Source organism: Streptomyces sp. NPDC043996 (assembly GCF_056435225.1).
Genome location: NZ_JBWKEY010000001.1, coordinates 438,416 through 458,993, shown reverse-complemented (window position 1 = coordinate 458,993; position 20,578 = coordinate 438,416). Strand labels below are relative to the sequence as shown.

General features: G+C 75.3%; 15 protein-coding genes. 11 read left to right on the top strand and 4 right to left on the bottom strand.

Features of this window, described 5'->3' with window-relative positions; genetic code table 11:
* Positions 1 to 14 precede the first annotated feature (14 nt).
* Complete coding sequence (locus tag AC07A4_RS02005) at positions 15 to 908, top strand: S1 family peptidase (RefSeq protein ID WP_478591636.1); 894 nt, start codon at positions 15 to 17, stop codon at positions 906 to 908.
* Positions 909 to 918: 10 nt separating this feature from the next.
* On the opposite strand, the gene AC07A4_RS02000 is transcribed toward AC07A4_RS02005, so the two are convergent.
* Together AC07A4_RS02000 and AC07A4_RS01995 are read right to left on the bottom strand one after the other, a co-directional pair.
* Positions 919 to 2,535, bottom strand: a complete 1,617-nt coding sequence (locus tag AC07A4_RS02000; RefSeq protein ID WP_478591633.1) for an N-acyl-D-amino-acid deacylase family protein — start codon at positions 2,533 to 2,535, stop codon at positions 919 to 921.
* Between the two features lie 256 nt (positions 2,536 to 2,791).
* Entirely contained in the window at positions 2,792 to 4,093 is a 1,302-nt protein-coding gene (locus tag AC07A4_RS01995) for an alanine racemase (RefSeq protein WP_478591631.1), read from the bottom strand.
* Positions 4,094 to 4,432: 339 nt separating this feature from the next.
* On the opposite strand from AC07A4_RS01995, the gene AC07A4_RS01990 reads away from it, so the two are divergent.
* From AC07A4_RS01990 to AC07A4_RS01975, 4 genes are all read left to right on the top strand, one after another.
* The gene (locus AC07A4_RS01990) at positions 4,433 to 5,536 is read left to right on the top strand and encodes a sugar kinase (protein ID WP_478592849.1); all 1,104 of its coding nucleotides are present in this window, start codon (positions 4,433 to 4,435) and stop codon (positions 5,534 to 5,536) included.
* On the top strand, positions 5,533 to 6,297 hold the full coding sequence (locus tag AC07A4_RS01985) for an IclR family transcriptional regulator (protein ID WP_478591628.1): 765 nt from the start codon (positions 5,533 to 5,535) through the stop codon (positions 6,295 to 6,297). Before AC07A4_RS01990 ends, AC07A4_RS01985 begins: the two co-directional genes overlap by 4 nt.
* Positions 6,294 to 6,713: a RidA family protein gene (locus AC07A4_RS01980; RefSeq protein ID WP_478591625.1), complete on the top strand. Its 420-nt coding sequence runs from the start codon at positions 6,294 to 6,296 to the stop codon at positions 6,711 to 6,713. The genes AC07A4_RS01985 and AC07A4_RS01980 overlap by 4 nt, the downstream gene beginning before the upstream one ends.
* A gap of 186 nt (positions 6,714 to 6,899) precedes the next feature.
* Positions 6,900 to 8,411: a GntP family permease gene (locus tag AC07A4_RS01975; protein ID WP_478591622.1), complete on the top strand. Its 1,512-nt coding sequence runs from the start codon at positions 6,900 to 6,902 to the stop codon at positions 8,409 to 8,411.
* Positions 8,412 to 8,494: 83 nt separating this feature from the next.
* Here AC07A4_RS01975 and AC07A4_RS01970 read toward each other — a convergent pair whose 3' ends face one another.
* Positions 8,495 to 8,764 carry a hypothetical protein gene (locus AC07A4_RS01970; RefSeq protein WP_478591619.1) on the bottom strand — a complete coding sequence of 90 codons (270 nt, stop codon included), beginning with the start codon at positions 8,762 to 8,764 and terminating at the stop codon, positions 8,495 to 8,497.
* A gap of 334 nt (positions 8,765 to 9,098) precedes the next feature.
* On the opposite strand from AC07A4_RS01970, the gene AC07A4_RS01965 reads away from it, so the two are divergent.
* The 4 genes from AC07A4_RS01965 to AC07A4_RS01950 all read left to right on the top strand — a co-directional run bounded on the left by AC07A4_RS01965 (position 9,099) and on the right by AC07A4_RS01950 (position 15,957).
* Positions 9,099 to 10,256, top strand: a complete 1,158-nt coding sequence (locus AC07A4_RS01965) for a macro domain-containing protein (RefSeq protein ID WP_478591617.1) — start codon at positions 9,099 to 9,101, stop codon at positions 10,254 to 10,256.
* Positions 10,257 to 10,589: 333 nt separating this feature from the next.
* Positions 10,590 to 11,273 (top strand): hypothetical protein, encoded by a 684-nt coding sequence (locus AC07A4_RS01960; protein ID WP_478591614.1) that lies wholly within the window; start codon positions 10,590 to 10,592, stop codon positions 11,271 to 11,273.
* Between the two features lie 2 nt (positions 11,274 to 11,275).
* Complete coding sequence (locus AC07A4_RS01955) at positions 11,276 to 11,947, top strand: RES family NAD+ phosphorylase (protein ID WP_478591611.1); 672 nt, start codon at positions 11,276 to 11,278, stop codon at positions 11,945 to 11,947.
* Complete coding sequence (locus tag AC07A4_RS01950) at positions 11,944 to 15,957, top strand: CHAT domain-containing protein (RefSeq protein WP_478591608.1); 4,014 nt, start codon at positions 11,944 to 11,946, stop codon at positions 15,955 to 15,957. Before AC07A4_RS01955 ends, AC07A4_RS01950 begins: the two co-directional genes overlap by 4 nt.
* Here AC07A4_RS01950 and AC07A4_RS01945 read toward each other — a convergent pair.
* Positions 15,938 to 18,016: a caspase family protein gene (locus tag AC07A4_RS01945; RefSeq protein ID WP_478591605.1), complete on the bottom strand. Its 2,079-nt coding sequence runs from the start codon at positions 18,014 to 18,016 to the stop codon at positions 15,938 to 15,940. The two genes, AC07A4_RS01950 and AC07A4_RS01945, sit on opposite strands and share 20 nt — an antisense overlap.
* Positions 18,017 to 18,185: 169 nt before the next feature.
* On the opposite strand from AC07A4_RS01945, the gene AC07A4_RS01940 reads away from it, so the two are divergent.
* Together AC07A4_RS01940 and AC07A4_RS01935 are read left to right on the top strand one after the other, a co-directional pair.
* Complete coding sequence (locus AC07A4_RS01940) at positions 18,186 to 18,680, top strand: hypothetical protein (protein WP_478591602.1); 495 nt, start codon at positions 18,186 to 18,188, stop codon at positions 18,678 to 18,680.
* Positions 18,681 to 18,739: 59 nt separating this feature from the next.
* Positions 18,740 to 20,515: a hypothetical protein gene (locus AC07A4_RS01935; RefSeq protein WP_478591599.1), complete on the top strand. Its 1,776-nt coding sequence runs from the start codon at positions 18,740 to 18,742 to the stop codon at positions 20,513 to 20,515.
* Positions 20,516 to 20,578 lie beyond the last annotated feature (63 nt).

The window sequence follows — 20,578 nt, the reverse complement described above, 5'->3', positions numbered from 1 at the left end:
GAGGGGACCCCCACATGAACAAGCCTCTCGTCGGTGCCGCTTTCGCCGCCCTGCTGCTCGGCGCGACGGCGATGCCCGCGGCCGCCGTCAGCGACGAGGCGCCGTCGTCCGACAAGCGGGCGGCGGCCGCGCAGCCCGCCGCGGCCACCCAGGCCAAGGCGAAGGCCAAGGCCAAGGCCGTGACCTTCGCCGGGACCGTGGCGCTGAGCAACTGCTCCGGCTCGGTCGTGCGCGTGCCCAGCTCGCAGCCGGGCGACCGCGCGCTCGTGATGTCCAACGGCCACTGTCTGGAGACCGGTTTCCCGGCCCCCGGCCAGGTCATCGTCGACCGTCCTTCGACCCGCAGCTTCACGCTCCTGAACGCCAGCGGCGGCAACCTGGGCACCGTGCGCGCCAGCAAGATCGCGTACGGCACGATGACCGACACCGACGTCTCGCTGTACGAACTGACCAGCACCTACCGCGACATCGAGAGCCGCTACGGCATCAAGGCCCTCGAACTCGACTCCGCGCGCCCGGCGCAGGGCAAGGCCATCACGGTCGTGTCCGGCTACTGGAAGCGGATGTACAAGTGCAACGTCGACGGCTTCGCCTACCGCCTGAAGGAGGGCCGCTGGACCTGGAAGGACTCGGTCCGCTACACCTCCGCGTGCCAGACGATCGGCGGCACCTCGGGCTCGCCGGTGGTCGACGACGCCACCGGCAAGGTCGTCGCCGTCAACAACACCGGCAACGAGGACGGCCAGCGCTGCACCGACAACAACCCGTGCGAGGTCGACGAGAACGGCAACGTCACCGTCCGCCAGGGCATCAACTACGGCCAGCAGACCTACACGATCGTCCCCTGCGTCGGCGCGGGCAACAAGATCGACCTGAGCCGTCCGGGCTGCACGCTGCCCAAGCCCTGACCCTCGGGGATCAGGTTCCGGTCCGGCGCACGGCGCGTCCCGCGATGACGTCCGTGCGCCGCCCGTCCTCGATCACGGACTTCCCGTCGATGAGGACGTGCGGGATGCCCACGGGCGGCGTGCGCGGCGCCTCGAACGTCGACCCGGCCGCGACCGTCTCCGGGTCGAAGAGGACGAGGTCGGCGCGGTAGCCCTCGCGCACGTACCCGCGGTCGGGCAGCCGCAGCCGGGCGGCGGCCCGCGACGTCAGGTGCGCGACGCACTCCTCCAGGGAAAGGACCCCCAACTCCCGTACGTACCGGCCGAGGTACTGCGGGAACGTGCCGTACGCGCGCGGGTGCGGCTTGAAGCCCTGCAGGATGCCGTCGCTGCCGCCGGTGTGCACGCGGTGGCGCATGATGGCCCGCACGTTCTCCTCGTGGCCCACGTGCTGGAGGATCGTCGAGCCGAGGCGGTCGTTGAGCAGCAGCCGCCGGGCCGTCACCCACGGCTGTTCGCCGCGCATGTCGGCGGAGCGCTGGAGGGTCTTGCCGACGCAGGAGGCGAGCCCCGGGTCGGAGACGCCCGAGATCTCGATGGTGTCCCACTCGATCGGCACCCCGTGGCAGCCGTCGGAGCCGATGACCTCCAGGTGGTGCCGGATGCGCTCGGCGGTCTCGTCGTCCTGGAGCCGGGCGAGGATCGCCTCGGGGCCGCCCTCGCTGGCCCAGCTGGGCAGCATCGCCACGAGCGTCGTGCACCCCGGGGTGTAGGGGTAGGTGTCGAGCGTGATGTCGGCGCCCGCGTCGAGCGCCTCGTCCAGGAGCGCGAGCAGGTCCGGCGCCTTTCCCTTGTTCACGCCGAAGTTCATGGTGGCGTGCGCGAGGTGCAGGGGGCAGTCGGCGGTGCGGGTCAGCTCCACCATCTCGCGGTACGCCTCCAGGGCGCCCGCGCCGTAGCTGCGGTGGTGGGGGCAGTAGTAGCCGCCGTACCCGGCCACCACCCGGCACAGCTCGGTGAGTTCGGCGTCCTTGGCGTACATCCCGGGCGTGTACGTCAGGCCGGACGACATGCCGACCGCGCCCTGCTCCATGCCCTGGGCGACAAGCTCCTTCATCCGCTCCAGCTCCGCGGGCGTCGCCTCGCGGTCCTCCCAGCCCATCGCGTACATCCGGACCGTGCCCTGCGGGATCAGGTACGCGGCGTTGACGGGGATGCCGCGGCCGCCGTGCGCGCGGTCCAGGCGGTCCAGGTACTCGCCGACCGTGCGCCAGTCGAAGTCGATGTCGGAGCCGTCCCCGTTCCACCCGGTGATCGCCTTGCGGACCTCGGCCAGGGTGCGGTCGTCCACCGGGGCGTACGACAGGCCGTCCTGGCCGATGACCTCCAGGGTGACGCCCTGGGCCGCCTTCGCGCTGTGGTCCGGGTCGCGGAGCAGGGCCAGGTCGCTGTGCGCGTGCATGTCGATGAAGCCGGGGGACAGGGCGAGGCCCTGGGCGTCGAGGGTGCGGGGCGCTGTCGGGCGGGGGCCCGGGGTGCCCTCCGGGTGGATCTCGGCGATCCTTCCGTCCTGTAGCGCTACGTCCGCCGTGTACGCGGTGTCGCCGGTGCCGTCGATGACGCGCGCTCCGCGGATGACCAGGTCCATGGGGGTGCCTCTCTGGGTGCGGGTGGTGTGGCCTCGCGGGTGCGCCCCAGGCCCGCCCCTTCCCGATCCGGGTGCGGCTGCCCCCGTTCCCCCCGCTCAACTGCATTGGCGCTCCGCGCCTCGTCCTCAAACGCCGGACGGGCTGGATCTCCCGGCCGTGGCTGCGACAGTTTTAGCCCCTCCGGCGTTTGAGGAGCGGGGTCTGGGGCGGAGCCCCAGGATCGGGAAGGGGCGGGTCTGGGGCGTCCCACGCGGGTCAGAAGTACGTGCGGATGTAGTCCGTGACCGTTCCGTCCGCCTCGACCAGAGGGATGAGCTGCCACTTGTCGAAGGACGTACAGGGGTGCGAGAGCCCGAAGCCGACCCAGTCGCCGACCTCCAGGTCGGCCTCGGGGCCGGTCCGCAGCCATCCGTGCTGGTCGGAGAGCGCGTGCACCTCGATCCCGGTCGCGGGCCGCTCCACCCCGTCCCGCCGCACGACCTGCGCCTCGGGCAGGTCGAGGTCGTACGCCGCGTCCCGCTTGCCCGCGTTGATGAAGGCCTGCTCGGGCGTCGGCCGCGACACGACCTGGGCCCACAGCCGGAAGGCGGGCTGAAGGGCGCCCTCGTCGGGCACGCGGTTGAAGGGGGTGAGGTGGCGGTAGTGCCCGTCGTCGTGTGAGACGTACGCGCCCGAGCGCAGCAACTTCAGGACGGGCAGGGAGAGTTCGGGGATCTCCGCGAACACGTCGGCCACCGCGTCGAACCAGGCGGAGCCGCCCGCGCTGATCACGACGTCGCCGGGCGGATCCGCCTTGAACCGGCCCGCCGCGTCGAACTCGGCGGCCAGCGCGACCAGGCGCCGCAGATAGGCGCGCACCCGCTCGGGGGTGGCGTCCGGCACCTCGCCCTCGTACCCGGCGACGCCCGCGAGCCGCAGCGTCGAGGCGGCCGCGACGGCGTCGGCGACGGCCGCGCAGTCGGCCCCGGTGCGGGCGCCGGTCCGCGCGCCCTCGCCCGCGGCGAGTTCCACGACGACCTCGACACGGCGGCGCGCCCCGGCGGCCCGCAGCGCCGCGTCCATCAGCTCCACGCCGCGCACGGAGTCCACGTAGCAGAGGAAGCGGAAGTCGGGGTCCCCGTCCAGCTCGCCCGCGAGCCAGCGCAGCGCCGCCGCGTCGACCAGCTCGTTGGCGAGGAAGATCCGCGCCATGCCGAACTCCCGCGCCACGCGCACCTGGTGGGGCACCGCCAGGGTGACGCCCCAGGCGCCGTGGTCCAGTTGGCGCTGGAAGAGCCGCGGCGCCATGGACGTCTTGCCGTGCGGCGCGAAGACGAGGCCGTGCCGGGCCGCGTACGCCTCCATGAGCGCGAGGTTGTGCTCCAGGCGCTCGGCGGACAGGGCGAGCACGGGGGTGGTGAAGCCGCCCGTGAACAGGGACCGGCGCTCGGCCGCGAGCTCGCCCACCGTGAGTCCTTCGGCGTCGGGCGGCAGGCCCTTGAAGCGGTGGTCGACCCGCTCCTCAGCCAGGCGGGCGAGGGCGTTCGCGGCTCGATCGGCGGGCGTGTCGGCGGCCATGGGCGCCTCCTCAGGGAGTGCGTTGCATATACTGCAACGTTCATTGCGTATGTCGCTTACTGCTGTCTAACATCCGAGCCAACGTCGGGTCAACGGATCCGGCCACCTGGCCCCCGAGCCGGACCGGACCGGCGCCCGCGGGCGCCTTCGGCCCGGTCCCGGGCCCGACGAGTCCACAGGACCGCGCCCCGCGCGCGGCGCCCGCCGAGCGACGAGTGAAGGGCTGACACCAGCGTGACCGGAGCAGACGGAGCCACGACCCCCGGCGCACCCGACGGTGCGCCGGGCGGAGCGACCCCGGGCCCGACCCGCCATGGGGGCGGCGCCGCGCCCGGGGTCGTGGTGCCGGGCGCGAGCGGCACCCCGGGCACCGCGCAGGGCAGCCCCGCGGGCCCGGACCTCGACGTCGTCGCCCTCGGCGAGTCCATGGTCACCTTCCTGCCCACGCGCCCCGGGCGCCTGGCCGACGTCCCCGCGTTCGAACGCGGCATCGGCGGCGCCGAGTCCAACGTCGTGTGCGCCCTCGCCGCAGCCGGGCACCGCACCCGCTGGGTCAGCCGCGTCGGCGCCGACGGGTTCGGCGACCACCTCGTCGAGGCGATCGGGGCGTACGGGGTCGACACCTCCGCCGTCGGCCGGGACCCGCGCCGCCGCACGGGCATCTACTTCCGCACCGCCGACGACCGCGACAGCGACGCCCACGAGGTCGTCTACTACCGCGCGGGCTCGGCCGCGTCGGCGATGTCACCGCGGACGGTGGCCCACGACTCCCTGTGGTGCGGGCGCGTCCTGCACCTGTCGGGGATCACGGCGGCGCTCTCCGCGGACTGCCTCGCCCTGGTGCGCGCGCTGTGCGACCGGAAGCCCGGACGCCGCGCCCTCGTCTCCTTCGACGTCAACCACCGGCCAGGCCTGTGGCCCGAGGCGGGCGAGAGCCCCACCGTCCTGCTCGACCTGGCGCGCGGCGCCGACCTCGTCTTCGTCGGCGTCGACGAGGCCGCGGCCGCCTGGGGCGTCACCGGCGGCCCCGCGGCCGTCCGCGCCGCGCTCCCCGAACCCGCCCACCTCGTCGTCAAGGAGGGTGCCCGGGGCGCCACCGTCTTCGCCACCGACCACGCCACCGGCCGCGACACCGTCACCTTCGTCCCGGCCCCGCGCGTCGACGTCGTCGCGCCGGTCGGCGCCGGTGACGCCTTCGCCGCCGGCTTCCTGTCCGCGACCCTGCGCGGCCTGTCCGCCGAGCGGCGGCTGCGCCACGGCCACCTGCTGGCCGCCGCCGCGCTCACGGTCCCGGGCGACCTCGCGGCCCCGCCCGCGCGCGAGCACGCCGACGCGCTCGCCGCGCTCGACCCCGCCGCCTGGGAGACACTGCGCCTCGGCCCCGGCTGGACGGCCACCCCCGGCCCCACCGAGGCCGACGAGGAGGAGGTACGTACGCCATGAGCCAGACCGTCGACCGTGCCCTGACCATCCTGCCGCTGCTCGCCGAGGGCCCGGCCGACCTGGGCCAGGTCGCCGACCGCCTCGGCGTCCACAAGTCCACCGCGCTGCGCCTGCTGCGCACCCTGCACGAACACGGCCTGGTCTTCCGCCAGTCCGACCAGCGCTACCGCCTGGGCGCCCGCCTCTTCGCGCTCGCCCAGGAGGCCGTCGAGCACCTCGACGTCCGCGAGATCGCCCACCCCCACCTCCTCGCGCTCAACGACCGCTGCGGCCACACGGTCCACCTCGCGGTGTACGAGGAGGGGGAGGTCGTCTACATCGACAAGGTGGAGAGCCGCTACCCGGTGCGGATGTACTCCCGCATCGGCAAGTCGGTGGCCATCACCGTCGCCGCCGTCGCGAAGCTGCTGCTCGCCGACTTCCCCGAGGCCGAGCGCCGCGTCATCGCCGAGAAGCTCGACTACCCCACGTACACGTCCCGTTCGACGCCGAACGCCGCCGCCTTCCTCAAGGAGCTGGCGCTGGTGCGCGAACAGGGCTGGGCCACCGACCTCGGTGGCCACGAGGAGTCCATCAACTGCGTCGGCGCGCCCATCCGGGGCGCGGACGGCCGGGTCGTCGCCGCCATGTCGGTGTCCGCGCCGAACGTCGTCGTCACCGCCGAGGAACTCCTCACCCTGCTGCCGCTGGTGCGCCGCACCGCGGAGGCGATCAGCCGGGAGTACTCCGGCAAGGCCCCTATCAAGGAAGCAAGTTCATGACCGACAGCAACGCGAAGACCGCGATCACCCCGGCCACCCACACCGCCCCGCCCGCGAAGTTCTCCCACGGCGTCAAGAAGGGCAACATCCTCCAGGTCGCGGGCCAGGTCGGCTTCCTGCCCGCCGAGGAGGGCAAGGCGCCGACCCCGGCGGGCCCCACCCTGCGCGAGCAGACCCTGCAGACCTTCGCCAACGTCAAGGCGATCCTCGAAGAGGGCGGCGCGACCTGGGACGACGTGATGATGATGCGCGTCTACCTCACGGACGTGGACCACTTCGCGGAGATGAACGAGATCTACAACCAGTACTTCGAGGAGCAGGGCCTCAAGGCCCCCGCCTCCGCCCGCACCACCGTGTACGTGGGCCTGCCCGCGGGCCTCTTGATCGAGATCGACGCGCTGGCCGTCCTCGGCTGAGGCCCCGGGACGCGCATCGCGTTCCCCTGACGCCGCGGCCGCGGGCCCTCACCCCCGAGCCCGCGTCCGCCGCGTCGCCACCCCCCACCACACGCCTGTCATCACGACGCGGCGCCCGACACCCCCTGGCGCGCCCCGTCGCGATCCCCCCTGCCCAGAAAGCCCCATGCACTTACGAGGTCAACGATGTCCCCGTTCGCCCCCTCGGGCTCCCCCGGAGCCCTCACCGCGCTCGCCGCGGCCGCGGAACCGGAGAAGATCCCGCACACCGGCGGTCTGATGCTCCTGCTCGACGGCACGGCGGGACTGCTCACCGTCGCCGCCCTCGGCATCCTGCTGCTCCTCTACCTGATCATCAAGGTCAGGCTCCAGCCGTTCGTGGCCCTGCTCGCCGTCTCCATAGCCGTGGGACTCGCCGCGGGCCTCTCGGTCACCGAACTCTTCGGCACGGTCCAGAAGTCGACCGCGACCTCGCTCATCGAGACCGGCATGGGCGGCATCCTCGGCCATGTGGCGATCATCATCGGCCTCGGCACGATGCTCGGCGCGATCCTGGAGGTCTCCGGCGGCGCCGAGGCCCTCTCCTCGCGGCTGCTCAACCTCTTCGGCGAGAAGCGCGCCCCGGTGGCCATGGGCCTGACGGGCCTGATCTTCGGCATCCCCGTCTTCTTCGACGTCGGCATCTTCGTGCTCGCGCCGATCGTGTACGCCGCCGCCAAGCGCAGCGGCAAGTCGATCCTCCTGTACTGCCTGCCGCTGCTCGCGGGCCTGTCCATGACCCACGCCTTCCTGCCCCCGCACCCCGGCCCCGTGGCCGCCGCGGGCCTGCTGAACGTCGACCTCGGCTGGGTCATCCTCATGGGCGCCGTCTGCGGCATCCCGGCCGTGCTCGCGGCCTGGGTGTACTCCGCCTGGATCGGCAAGCGGATCTTCGTGCCCGTGCCGCAGGACATGCTGGAGGCCTCCGAGGAGGCGAAGGCCGCCGTCGCCGAGGAACAGCGGGCGCAGGGCCTGACCCCGACGGAGCAGCCGGTCGCCCTGAGCACCGTCTTCCTCATCATCGGCACCCCGCTGCTGCTGATCCTGCTGGCGACGTTCTCCTCCATCGCCTTCGACCCGTCCACCCTCCGCAGCGTCATCGAGTTCTTCGGCCACCCCTTCGTCGCCCTGACGATCGCGCTCCTGATGGCGTACTACCTGCTCGGCATCCGCCGCGGCTGGTCGCGCAAGTCCCTGGAGACGGTGTCCACGGCGTCCCTGAAGCCGGTCGGCAACATCCTCCTCGTCGTCGGCGCGGGCGGGGTCTTCGGCGCCGTCCTCAAGGGCAGCGGCGTCGCCGACGCCCTCGCCGACACCTTCAACGACGTCGGCCTGCCGATCATCGTCCTCGCCTACCTCATCTCCCTGGTGCTGCGCGTGGCCCAGGGCTCGGCGACCGTCGCCATCGTCACCACGGCGGGCATCGTCGCCCCGCTGCTCGCCGAGGGCGACTACTCGCACGCCTTCACCGCCCTGGTCATCATGGCCATCTCGGCGGGCTCGATCTTCGCCTCGCACGTCAACGACGGCGGCTTCTGGATCGTCGCCAAGTACTTCGGGATCTCCGAGCGGGACACCCTGAAGACCTGGACGGTCCTGGAGTCGGTCCTGTCCGTCGCGGGCTTCGCGGTCGCGGCGCTCGTGAGCCTGTTCGTCTAGCCGAACGGCACCGCGCGGCACCGCGCGCACGAGGGGGCGGGGGCACCCGGCGGACCGCCAAGTGCCCCCGCCCCCGCGGCGGTTCACGCCTTGTGCAGGGCCGCGCCCTCCTGACCCGGGCGCCGCGGCAGCCGCGCCCCGTCGTCGCGCCGCCGTCGCAGCGCCCGCAGCGGGCGGCGCACTCCGCAGCAGCGGCCCGCCCGGGAGCCGGTGTTCGCGGCCGTCCGCGCGACGTCCGCCGCCAGGGCGACGAGCACCCCCGCCGCCGCGCCGACGGCGGCCAGGGCGGCACGCCGCCGCGAGCGGGCGGAGGGTGTCGAGAGCATCGAGAGCATGGAGGAGATAGTGGGCATAGCGGGCATGAAGCACTCCCTCTCCGAGGTCCGGTCAAGTAGTCCGGTCAACGGGTGATCCGTTTTTGCGATCACCCGCCCAGAGGCTGCGCCCGGCGTGGCCCGATATGCGCGCGGGGGCCGGAATCAACCCCTGTGAGTGATCAATAACGCCCGCAGGGTGGCGCGGCGGCGGCCGCCCCGGCGCCGGTTTCCGCCCCGAAGCCGCCCACGGCCCGCCCCGTCCGCGCCCGGCGCCCGGTGTGCAATGGAGAGCGAGGGGCAGGCACGGAGCGGGAACGGAGGGGGTGGGCGGGGCTTGTGACGGGTGTGACGCGGTGCGATCCTTGCCGCCATGCCGGTCACTCCTCGTCCGCCCGATCACGGATCGGTACTCGCGGAGGTGAGGAGAGTGCGACGCGCCGGAGTCGTCAGGCTGCGCGAGCTCGACACCCCCGAGCTGGTCCGCGTCGCCCGTGAACTGCACCCGCCCGGGAGCGGGTTGACCGACGCCTCGGCCGTCGAGCGGCTCCTGCGCGGCGCCGTGTCCGCCGTCGGCGGGGGCACCCTCCAGGTCGCCGCCGAGTACAGCCTCGGGCTCGCCCAGGGCACCCGCGACTGGCCCGCCGCCGACCGGCGCAGGCGCGCCGCCCAGGAGTACGGCGTCAGCGTCGAACGCTTCCGCAAGCACCACGAGTTGATCGTGCTCGGGCAGGTCGCCGAGCAGATCGTCGGCATCGGGGCACGCGCCCTCGCGGGCTCCGGCGACCCCCGCGCGGACGCGGGCGGGACCGTACCCGCGGGGGCCGAAGAGCGGCCGCCGGAGCGCCTGTTGGTGCCGCGCGCGCACCGCGAGGTGCCCGTCCGCGTCGCCGGGCGCACCGTTTCCACGACCGTGCACGTCCATTCCGTGGACCTGCTGCGCGACGTCGACGTCGTCGTGTCGCCGTCCAACACCTACTTCGCGCTGCCCGCCGCCTACAAGTCGTCCGTCGCGGCGACGCTGCGGCGGGCCGGGGCGCGCCAAGACCCCTCGGGGGGCCTCGTCGAGGACCACGTCCACGACGAGTTACGGGGGTGGGCCTCCCGGCACGGAGTGCCGGGCCGGGGGGCCTCGCCAGGGACGGTCGTCGCGACCTCCGCCGGGGCGCTCGCCGAGCAGGGGATACGGCGGATCTACCACGTCGCGGTGGCCGTCCCCCGGCCCGGCACCAACGACTACGACGTACAGGCCGCCGACGTCACCCGCGGCGTGACCCGCGCCTTCGCCCTCCTGCGCGAGGAGTCCGGGCACGGCGGAGGGCCGCCGCTCACCTCGATCTGCCTGCCGCTGCTCGGCGCCGGCCGCGGCGGCCTCTCGCCCCTGGAGAGCTTCGCCGCGCTGTGGGCGGCCGTGGAGGCCGAACTCGCCCGCGGCGCCGCGTGGGACGTGCACTTCGTGGTACGCCGCCACGCCCGCGCCGACCTCGTCGAACGGCTCCTGACCGGCCTCGGCGGCGGAGCCGCGCGATGACGCGCTACCCGGGCGCCCACCGCCCTCTGGGCCGCCCCCGTGACAACCGCCCCAAGGGTCGCCCGCGGGCGGTGGGCGGCACCCGTACAGGAGGAGCGGCGCCGTGAACCCCTACCTTGTCCTCGCCGTCGCGGCGGCCGAGTGGGATCGTGTCGCGGTTCGTCTGGAGGGTGCGTCGCGCGTGCGTCGTGCGGTTTCTGGCCGGGCTCGGTGGCGGGGTCGCGCGATGACGCGGTATCCGGGCGCCCACCGCCCCTTGGGCCGCCCCCGTGACAACCGCCCCAAGGGTCGCCCGCGGGCGGTGGGTGGCACTCGTACAGGAGGAGCGGTGCCGTGAACCCCTACCTTGTCCTCGCCGTCGCGGCGGCCGAGTGGGATCGTGTCGCGGTTCGTCTGGAGGGTGCGTCGCGCGAGCGTCTGGCCGCGCTCCTCGCGGACGTACGCCGGGAGGGCGCCGACGAGACGGTCCGGCGGGCCGCCGCCGAGGACGCCGCCGGGCTCCTTCGGGAGCGGCTGCCCGAGGAGTTCGGCGGGGCCGGGCCCGCCGGGCGGCAGGGGCGGCTCGTCCTGAGCGTGCCCGACGCCGGGAGCGATCCGCACCCCGTCCACCACGGCTACGTCGCCGAGGACCTGGCCGTGCTCCTCATGGACGGCCACCGCATGGTCGGCCCCGTGCTCGGGCCCGTCCGCGACCGGCTGCTCGCCGCCCCCGCCTGGGACGCGGCCGCCGTGCGCCGCCGCGGCGGGCGGCCGGACGCGCCGGGGCTCATCCGGCTGCCGGGAGTCGGCGGGCGGGCGCGCCTGCCCCGCTTCCAGTTCGGCGGGGACGCCCGGCCGCTGCCGGTCGTCGTCGAGGTCAACACCGTCCTCGAAGCCGACCGCGACCCGTGGGGCGCCGCCGACTGGTGGCTGTCCGGCAACGCCTGGCTCGGCGACCGGCCCGCGAGCCTCCTCGGCACCGGCGGCGAGGCGCGGCTCGCCGACACCGCGCGGCTGCTGATGGAGGAGGAGGACTAGGCGTGCCGAACTACCGCCCGCCGGCCGCCCTGACCGGCACCCCCGGCAAGGCGACGCTGCCGAGCGGCACGACCCTGTACCGCGTGCACTCCGCCCGCCGCGACGCCGCCGCCTTCAACCCGCGCCCCGCGCACTGCCTGTACGGCGGCGGCCGCTTCGACGGCACGCCCTGCGACCCGTACGCCTACCTCTACGCCGGACTCAGCGCGGCCGCGGCGGTCTGCGAGGCGCTGCTGCGTTCCCTGCCCTTCGACCCTGAAGGCGGGCCGCGGCTGCTGCCGCGGGCGAGCGTGGCGGGCCGCCGCCTGAGCGTGCTGCGGCTCACCGCCGACCTCGACGTCGTCTCGCTCCTGACCGGCCGCGACCTGGCCGCCGTGCACCAGGACAGCTGGCTGGTGCACACCGAGGCCCACGACTACGCGTACACGCGCGACTGGGCGCACTGGATCCGCGGCCACACCGAGCCCTGGGCGCGCGGCCTGCTGTGGTCCGCCAAGCGGGAGCCGGGCGAGCACGCCGTGGTCCTCTTCGGCGACCGCTGCCCGCCCGGCACGGTGTCCCCGGTCGAGGAGGCCGCCGTCGACTTCGGCACGGCCGAGGGCCGCGAGTGGCTGGACGCCCTCGTGGAGCCGTACGCCATCAGGCTCGCGCCGGAGGAGGGGTCCGCGCTGTGACCGCCGACGCCGATGACCTCACCAGCGAGGACCTGTACGCCGAGCGGGCCGCCCTGCTGGACGCGCTCGCCGCGCTGCCCCCCGACGACCCGGACGGGCCCGAACGGTGGGGCCGGGCCGGGCATCTGAGCTACGTCGCCTTCCTGTGGGAGCGCCGCCCGGACGACCTGCGCCAGGCGGCCGAGGCCTTCGAGCGGGCCTTCGCCGCCCCCGGGGACTCGGCCGACTGGGCCCTGTGGCGGGCCGCGTACGCGCAGACCGTCCTGTGCCAGTACACGGACGACCCTGGGCCCGCGCTGCTCGACACCGCGCTGCGGCTGCACGAGGAGGCCGCCGCCCACGCCACCGTCCACGCCGCCGCGCTCGGCCCCGCCGTCCTCGTCGAAATACGTACGAACCAGGGCTACTTGTGCCTGGACCGGGTCCTGCGCTTCGGCGGCGAGACCACCGCCGCCCAGGCCGCCGCCGCGCACTACGGCGAGGTCCTCGCGGCCGCCGACCCCTCCAGCGACCTGCCGGGCGTGCGCTACAGCAGGGGCGTCGCCCTGATGGAACACGCGTGGCGGGCCCTGGACAGGACCGGTCTGGAAGAGGCCAGAGGGGAGTTGGTCCGCGCCCTGAGCGAGGCCCGGCAGCGGCCCGGCGACCCGCCCGACTGGGCCCAGGAGGCCGCCGTCAGGGCCGCGACGATCCGCGTCGTCATCTGGAGCGCCTGGCCGGACCCGGCGCTCGCCGCCGCCGCCGAAGCGGAGGCCCTGGAACTCCTCGCCGACCCCGAGACCGAGAAGGTCATCAAGCCGCGCTACCTCGACGGGTTCGCACGCGCGCTGTACGAGGGCGCCACCCTGCGCGGTGACGCGGCGGGCCGCGAACGGGCCGTCGGCCTGGTCCGGCGCGCGGTCACCGAGTGGCGGCCCGAGCGGGACGGACGCATCGCCGCGACCGCGTTCTTCCTCGGCCTGTGGCAACAGTCGCTCTTCCAGGACGACCCGGCCCCGCGCCGCGTCCGCGACGTCGCCGAGGCGGCACGGCTGCTCCTCGCCGACGAGGGCGACGACGACATGGGCCGCAGGGCCAAGGAGATGGGGAGGGTGTGGGTGGGCTGGGCCCGGTTCATGGGCGCCGAGCTCGGCCTCGAACCGGACAGCGACGGCCTGTTCCCCGGGTCGAAGGGCGACGAACTGGGCCTGGACCAGGTGATCCAGGAGTTCATGAACGCCCTGGAGGAGGGCCGCACGTACATCGACCACAGCAGGGTGTTCGAGGGCTTCCCCGGCATGTCGGCGGGCTCCACGGGCCTGGAGGGCGCCCCCGCGCGCCTGGAGCGGGCCTTCGCGGCCTGGCTCCGGACGGAGTCGGAGGAGGAGCGCGCGACGGTGGCCCTGGAGATCCTCCCGTACGTCACGGTCATCGACCAGATCGTGCCGATCGGCCCGAAGCACAAGTACGCGCTGATCGACTGCGTCCTCGCCTTTAGGCCCGACGACCCCGACTGGCAGCGCCGCGCCCACGCCGTCGTCGCGAGCGTCCGCCTTGGGGAGGAGACCGCGGGCGGGGGCGACGGCCTCGACGAGGTGATCGACCACTTCACGCGGGCCGGGGCGCCCGCGGACCCGGAGGCGCCGCCCCCGCCCGCCGACTCCCCGGACGCCGACCAGCGGCACCGCGACCGCGTGGCCTTCGGCCGCATGCAGGCCTACCGCCAGCGCGGCCTCTACGCGGGCACCGGCGACGACCGCGAGACCGCGCGGGCGGAGTGGGAGCGGCTGCGCGAAAGCCCGCACATCGGCGAGCACACCCGGCGGGTCACGGACGCCCACCACGCCGCGCTCGCCGCCCAGGAGGCCGCGGCGCGCGGCGACCTGGACGCCGTCGACCGGCACGTCGGCGAGGCGGCGCGGGCCCATGACGCGCTCGTCGACGACCACCCCGGGCGCGCCGAACTCGGCACGCTGATCGAGAACGTCCTCATGGTCAGGGACGCGCTCGCCGCCTCCCTCGGCCGCCCCGCCGCGCCCCCGCCCGTCGCCCGCCTCACCGCGGCCCGGCTCCGCGCCGAGGCCCGGCGGCTGCCGCGCGACCGCCACGCCTGGGTCCTCGGCGACCAGGGCCTCATCCGCTTCGCCCGCGCCTGCGACCCCCTCGACCCGGACGGGCTCCAGGAGGCCATGGGGCTGCTGCGGGAGGCGTACGAGCTGAGCGAGGAGGGCGGCGACGACTGGCTGCGGTACGCGGCGGGGCTCGGCGTGTGCCAGTGCACGGCCGCCGAGTCCGAGCGCGACCCCGCCGCCCGCGCCCGCGGCGCCGCCGCTGGACTCGCCCTCCTGGAGCGGGCGTTGAAGGGCTGCGGCGGCCCCGAACACCGCCTGTACGCCGCCACCGGCCTCTCCCTGGCCCGCGCCCACCGCACCCGCGACGACCGCCGCCGCGACGACCGCGCCGCCGCCCGCCGCACCGGGCTCGACGCGCTGCGCGGGCACGCCTGGGCCGCGCTGCTCCAGTCCGGTACGGGGCACGCCGCGCAGGCCGCCGCGCAGGCCACCGCGGCGGCCGTCGAAGTCGCCGCCTGGTGTCTGCGCGACGGGGCCCTGGAGGAAGCGGTGCGGGCGCTCGACGCCTGCCGGGGCCTGGTGCTGCACGCGGCGGTGACCTCAAGCACCGTGCCCGAGCGGCTCCTCGGCGCGGGGCGCCGGGACCTCGCCGAGGAGTGGGAGGCGTGCGCGGCGGCGGCCGGGCAGGCCACGCCGACCGTGCCCAGCGCGCTGCGCCGCCGCGTGCTCGCCGCGCTCACGGGCTCCGACGGCGCGCAGGACAGGCTGCTCCTCGAACCGCCCGCCGTCGACGAGATCGGCCGCGCCCTGCGCGCGCTCGGCAAGGACGCCCTGGTGTACCTGGTGCCCGCCGCCGAGGGCGTGGGCGGCACCGCCGTCGTCGTCACGTCCGGCGGCGCCGCGCACGCCGTCGCGCTGCCCCTGCTCACCGAGGACGCGCCGCCGCTGCGGGCCTACGACCCGGCCGCCGGAGCCGGGCGCGACCTGGGCCCGGTGCGGCCCGGGCCCCGCCTTCCGCCGCTGCGCGAGCAGCTGGACCGGCTGTGCGGCTGGGCCTGGTACGCGGGTATCCGGCCGCTGTTCGACGTGTTCAGCGCGCCAGGACGCGAGCCGCGCCTGGTGCTCGTGCCGATGGGCCGCCTGGGGCTCGTGCCCTGGCACGCCGCGTGGACGGACACCGCCGCAGGGCGCGGCTACGCGCTGCACGAGGCGGAGATCTCGTACACCGCGTCCGCGCGCCTGCTGTGCGAGGTGGCCGCGCGGCCCGCCGTGCCGCACACCGGGGCCGCGCTCGTCGTCGGCGACCCCACCGGAGACCTGAGGTACGCGGGCGAGGAGGCGGACGCCGTGCGGCGCGCGTTCTATCCGCGCGGGCAGTTCCTGGGGCGCCGCGCGGGCGGCGCCGCCGACGGCCCCGGCACCCCGGCCGAGGTGGTGTCCTGGCTGACCCGGGCCAGTGACGACGAGGGGGCTGAGGGCGCCGTGCTGCACCTGGCCTGCCACGCCGCCGTCGCCCGCGACGCCCACCGCACCGCCTACCTCGCCCTGCACGGCGGTGACCTCGCGGCGGAGGAGCTCACCGAGGCGATGGCCGCGGGGCGCAGGGGGCGGCTCGGCCTGGTGCTCCTCGCCGCCTGCCGCAGCCATGTCTCCGGGCACGGCGACAACGAGGCCTACAGCCTCGCGACCGCGTTCCTGGTCGCGGGGGCGCGCTCGGTGGTCGGCTCGCTGTGGCCGGTGCCCGACGACGCCACGTCCGTCCTGATGTTCATGGCCCACCACTTCCTGCGCACCGAGGGCGAGCCGCCCGCGCGGGCGCTGCGCCGCGCCCAGCTGTGGATGCTCGACCCGGCCCGCGTACTGCCCGCCGCGCTGCCCGCGCCGCTCGCCGAGCGGGCCCGCAGGATCGACCCGGACGACCTGAGCGCGTGGGCGGGCTTCACGCACCTGGGGCGGTAGGCGCGGCCCCCGGCACGACCGTGCGCAGGCACAGTGTGCGGGCCGTCCAGAGGCCGGGCGACGCGGCCGAGCCGACCCGGCCCAACTCCCGCGTCCCGGGCGGCCGTCGAGGGGCTTCGACGCGCAGCACGTCAAAGCCGGCGGCCGGGCGCGAGCGCGCCGTCGCGCCGCCGTGCGGGTCCCAGGCGGGCAGGTGGAACGGCACCGTGTTCAGCTCGCCCTCGGCGACGATCAGCTTCAGCCAGTCCCGCGCGTACGCCCCGGGGACGGCGGGGCGCGACGCGGGGAGCGACAGCTGCACCGGGTCGCCCTCCAGCGCGTACCCGGTGTGGCCGGGGCCGATGAGGTCGCCGGGGAACAGCGTGGAGTGGCTGGCGTAGCTGTCGGTGAGGTCGAGCAGTACGCACCACAGGGTGCGCCTGGGGGAGCGGTTGTGGAGCCGGATGGAGACCCACGGCTCCCGCGGCCCGGCCGCGTCCGGCCCGTCGGTCCCGTCAGCGCCGTCCGTCCAGTCGGTGCCGTCCGTCCCGTACGCGCGGACGATCTCGCCGCTGCCGTCCGGCACCAGCGCCTGGCCCGGTGGCGCGCCCCAGGGCGTGATCTCCACCTGGACCAGGTTGTCGAGCACCGAGGGCCTCGGGGTGAGGTCGCGCAGCTGGTGCCAGCGCGTGAGGTGCGCGAGGCAGTCCACCACCCGCAGCGCGTCCTCGTGCGTGCCGGTGAACGGCAGCGGCCCGGTGAACGGCGTCCCGTCCCGGCGGAGCACCAGGGCGCGGCCGTCCCGCACAAGGACCCGGAAGTGCGGGTCGCCGGTGTCCTCGGGCGCCCCCACGGCCCTCAGCAGCGGCGCGGGCACCCCGCCGGGACCGGCCTGGTCCAGGGCGGACCGCAGCGCGCCGACGGCGTCCGGGGCCGCTTCGAAGGCCACGGTGGCGGGCGCGAGCGCGAGGGCGGAGAGGGCCACGGGGTAGGCGCGGTCCGGGTCGGGCTCCCAGCCGACGGGGGTGACGAGGGCGCGGTCGGCGCGGACGTCGCGGGCGCGGACGACGGGGGCTTCCGGCTCGCGGTCGGGGGCCGCGGGAGCGGGGGTGTCCGGGGAGGCGTCCCCGGACGCCTCCCCGAGTGTCTCCCCGGGCGCCTCCCGGGTCTCCTCCCGCACCACCCGGAACTCCGTCCCCTCCGCCCCCGCCCCCTCGCGCAGCCCGTGCCCCGTCCCGCAGTCGACCTCCCAGCCCTGGGGGCCGTACCGCAGCCGGTGCGGTCCTGGGGTCTGGGCCAGGGCCCCGCCGAGGAACGGCCGGTCGGCGATGCCGGGCGCCGCCGGGTAGAGCACCGGCCGCTGGAGCCCGCCGCCGCGCTGCACGCGCGCGTCCGCCGCCGCGAGCAGTTCGCGGTACGTGGCGTCCGGGCCCGCGGCGCGGACCGCGCCGAGCAGCGCGTAGGTGAACGCGCCGTGCGGGCGGCCGCCGAAGTGCCCCTCGTACGACAGCTGGTCCAGGCGGCTCGCGGCGAGCAGGACGTGCCGTTCCTGGTCCTGGCGCGGCGGCACGTCCCGGGCCAGGAGCGCGGTCGTCGGCGGCCCGGCCGGGGGCGCGAAGCGGGCCGTGAGGCCGTCCACGTCGCGGGTCGCGCCGCCGGAGAAGCAGCAGTCGACGACCGCCACGACGTGCGCACCGCGCGCCGCGACTTCGTCGAGGAGCGCGCCGAGCCGCTGGTCCGTCAGCGTCCCGTCCGTGCACAGCAGGGCCTGCGAACGGCCGGTCGCCTCGGTCAGGAGCGCGCTCCCGGACGCCCACGTGTGCGTGCCGTGCCCGGAGAACCAGAACACCGCCGTGTCGCCAGCCCCGGCCGCCCCCAGGAACCGGCGGACGCCGTCCTCCACGGCCGCGACCGTCACCTCGGCGTCGCGCACGACGGCGGTCCGCGCCGCGCCGCCGGTGCGGTGCGCGAGCAGCGCCCGCGCGGCCTCGACGTCGTTGACACAGCCAAAGAGCGGCCGTGCGAGGCCCCCCGGAGGGTAGGCGTTGATACCCGCCAGGAACGCGTACAGATCCGTCATGGCGGAGAGTGTGTCAGCGCGCCCCGGTCGAAGGGGCGCCGATTCGGGGCGGGAACGGGGCGTTTTCCGGGTCTCCTTGGGGCGCGTATCAGCCAACGCGCGCTATCGCAGGCATGATTGACGAAACATCACTAGTCTGCCTGTCTCGTGTCAGCAGTCGGGGGAGCACATGGGCCACTTGGAGCGGCCGCGGCGGATCGTGGGGCCGGGCGCGGGGATGGACGCGGGGACGCGCGAGGCGGCGAACGCGGGGACGCGCGAGGCGGCGGCGCCGACCGCCGCGGGCGGTGTCCGGCCCGCGCGCCGCGAGCACTTCCGGCCGCGCGGCCGTGAGCTGCGCGAGGCGGTCGCGCGCCTGGACTCCGGGCTCGACGCGCGGGCGTGCCGGGCGCTCGCGGACCGCGTCCGCGCGGAGTACGACACCGCGTACGGCGTCGTCCCCCTCGGCCTCCTCGCCCGCTGCCGCCTCGGCCCGCCCTACGTGGACCACCGACTCGACCTCTTCGGCGTGATCCTGCGGCACTTCGCGCCGTCCGACCCCGTGCCCGCGCCGTTCGCGGCCGCCCGGACGCTGGTGCGCTCCGGCGGCTACGCCTACGTGGAGGTCTACACCGACGGCCTCCTGATCCCCGTACTGGACGACGGGACCGCCGTACGCCCCTGAGGGCCCCGGCCCGCACGGCGCCCGGCCGCACCCGCTCACGCTGAATCGGAGAGACGCGCATGCTCGAACGGGACCTGGCCCTGCACAACAAGGTGCAGCACGTCACCCAGCTCGTGCTCGGCATCGCCGAGCAGGTGCGGTCGGTGTCCGGGCAGGTGGTGGCCGTCGAGGACGGCCAGCAGCGGACCCGCGACGAACTCCAGGAGCTGCGCGCGGAGTTCCTGGCCTTCGTCGAGACCGCCCGGCTCACCGCCAACGTCCAGCGCGCCGAGACCCGCGTCGGCGTCATCCAGGACCAGGTGGACCACGAGTTCGGCCACCACAAGACGGTGCGGCGCACCGCCGTGGGCATGCTCCAGGCCTTCGACCTCGGCCTGGTGTCCGAGGACACCGTACGGACCGTCGGCGACCAGCTGATGATCCAGACCCCGCGCTACTGGCTCGCCCCCGCCCTGGTCGCGCTCGCCTCCTGGTCCGCCGACGACCGCGCCCTGTGCGACCGGGCCGTGGAGGAGGCCTTCCGCCGCTCCCCGGACCGCACCTCGCTGTTCTTCGCCCTGGTCCTTCGCCGCCAGGGGCGCGAGGCGGCCGCCGTGCGCTGGCTGCGCCACTACCTCCTGGCCCAGGACCCGGCGGCCCTCGGCCGCGAGTTCGCCGTCATCCTGGAGTCCATCGCCCAGGGCGCGTTCGGCCTCGCGGGCCGCGAGCTGCTCGCCCGCACCCTCACCGGCTGGCGCGCCCGCCTCCTCGACGACGAGCCGAAGCGGGACAAGCAGGTCACGCGCTGGCGCGACGAGATCGAGGGGCTGCGCCCCGGCTCGGCCACCGAGGCCTTCCCGCGCCTGGCCCTGGTGACCCCGCAGTGGCCCGAGCTCGACGACGTGCTGCGCTCGGCGGGCGCGCACCAGGCGGTCCTCGACAAGTACCGGGCCATCATGGAGGGCGAGTTCACGACGTCCCAGCGCATCGAGGACGCCGTCGACGACATCCTCGACCGCCTCGTGTCCGAGTACGACGACGAGGAGCTGCCGCTCCGCCGCGACCTCGCCTACCACCACGCCGTCATCGACCACGACGGCGACCTGGCCGCCGCCCGCAAGGCCGCCGACGCCGACGCCGCCTCGTACAGCGAGACCCTCGACTATCTGACCGTGCAGTCCGCGGCGGCCCTGAACCCGCCCGCGATCGGCACGTCCAGGGCCACCCAGCGCCTCGCGGTGGCCAGCTGCCACGAGTGGTTCCTCCAGGCGCACACCGGGTTCACGCGCGACTACCGGAGCAAGGTGCCGCAGGACGTGCGGGCCGCCTACTCCAACGCCCTGACCGTGGCCCAGACGCCCTTCCGGCTGCCGCGCTGGGAGCTCTCCTTCGCCCGGCCCCTGGACGAGCTCGAACGCTCCCTCGGCGACCACTGGGACCGGCACATCGAGCCCTTCGTCGAGCGGTTCGCGTACCCGCTGGCGCGCAAGGCCGCCGGGCTCGGCGCCGCCGTGGTCGCCGTCCTGGTGCTCGGCGGGCTGCTCAACCTCGCCTTCGGCCTGGTGGCGGGGGTCGTCACCGGCCTGGTGGGCGGCCTCGTCATCCGCCACCGGGAGCGGGCCGCGCGCCGGATCCAGGACGGGGCCCGCGCCCACCTGGAGCAGCACAGGGACGTCTCCCTGGTCCAGCTGCGGGCCGCGGCGGCCGAACTCACCGACTGGAACGAGCGGTTCAGAGCCGCCGACGCCGTCGAGGCGCGCTGCCGGGAGCTGATCGTGTCCCTGGAGACCGCCGTGCACGGCGGCGGCTCACCGTTCGAGGGCCGCACGGTGGCCCGCGACCGGGCGGCGTCGTGACCGCGGGCGCCGTACCGGACGTACCAGATGTACCGGATGTGTCGGAGGTACCGGGTGTATCGG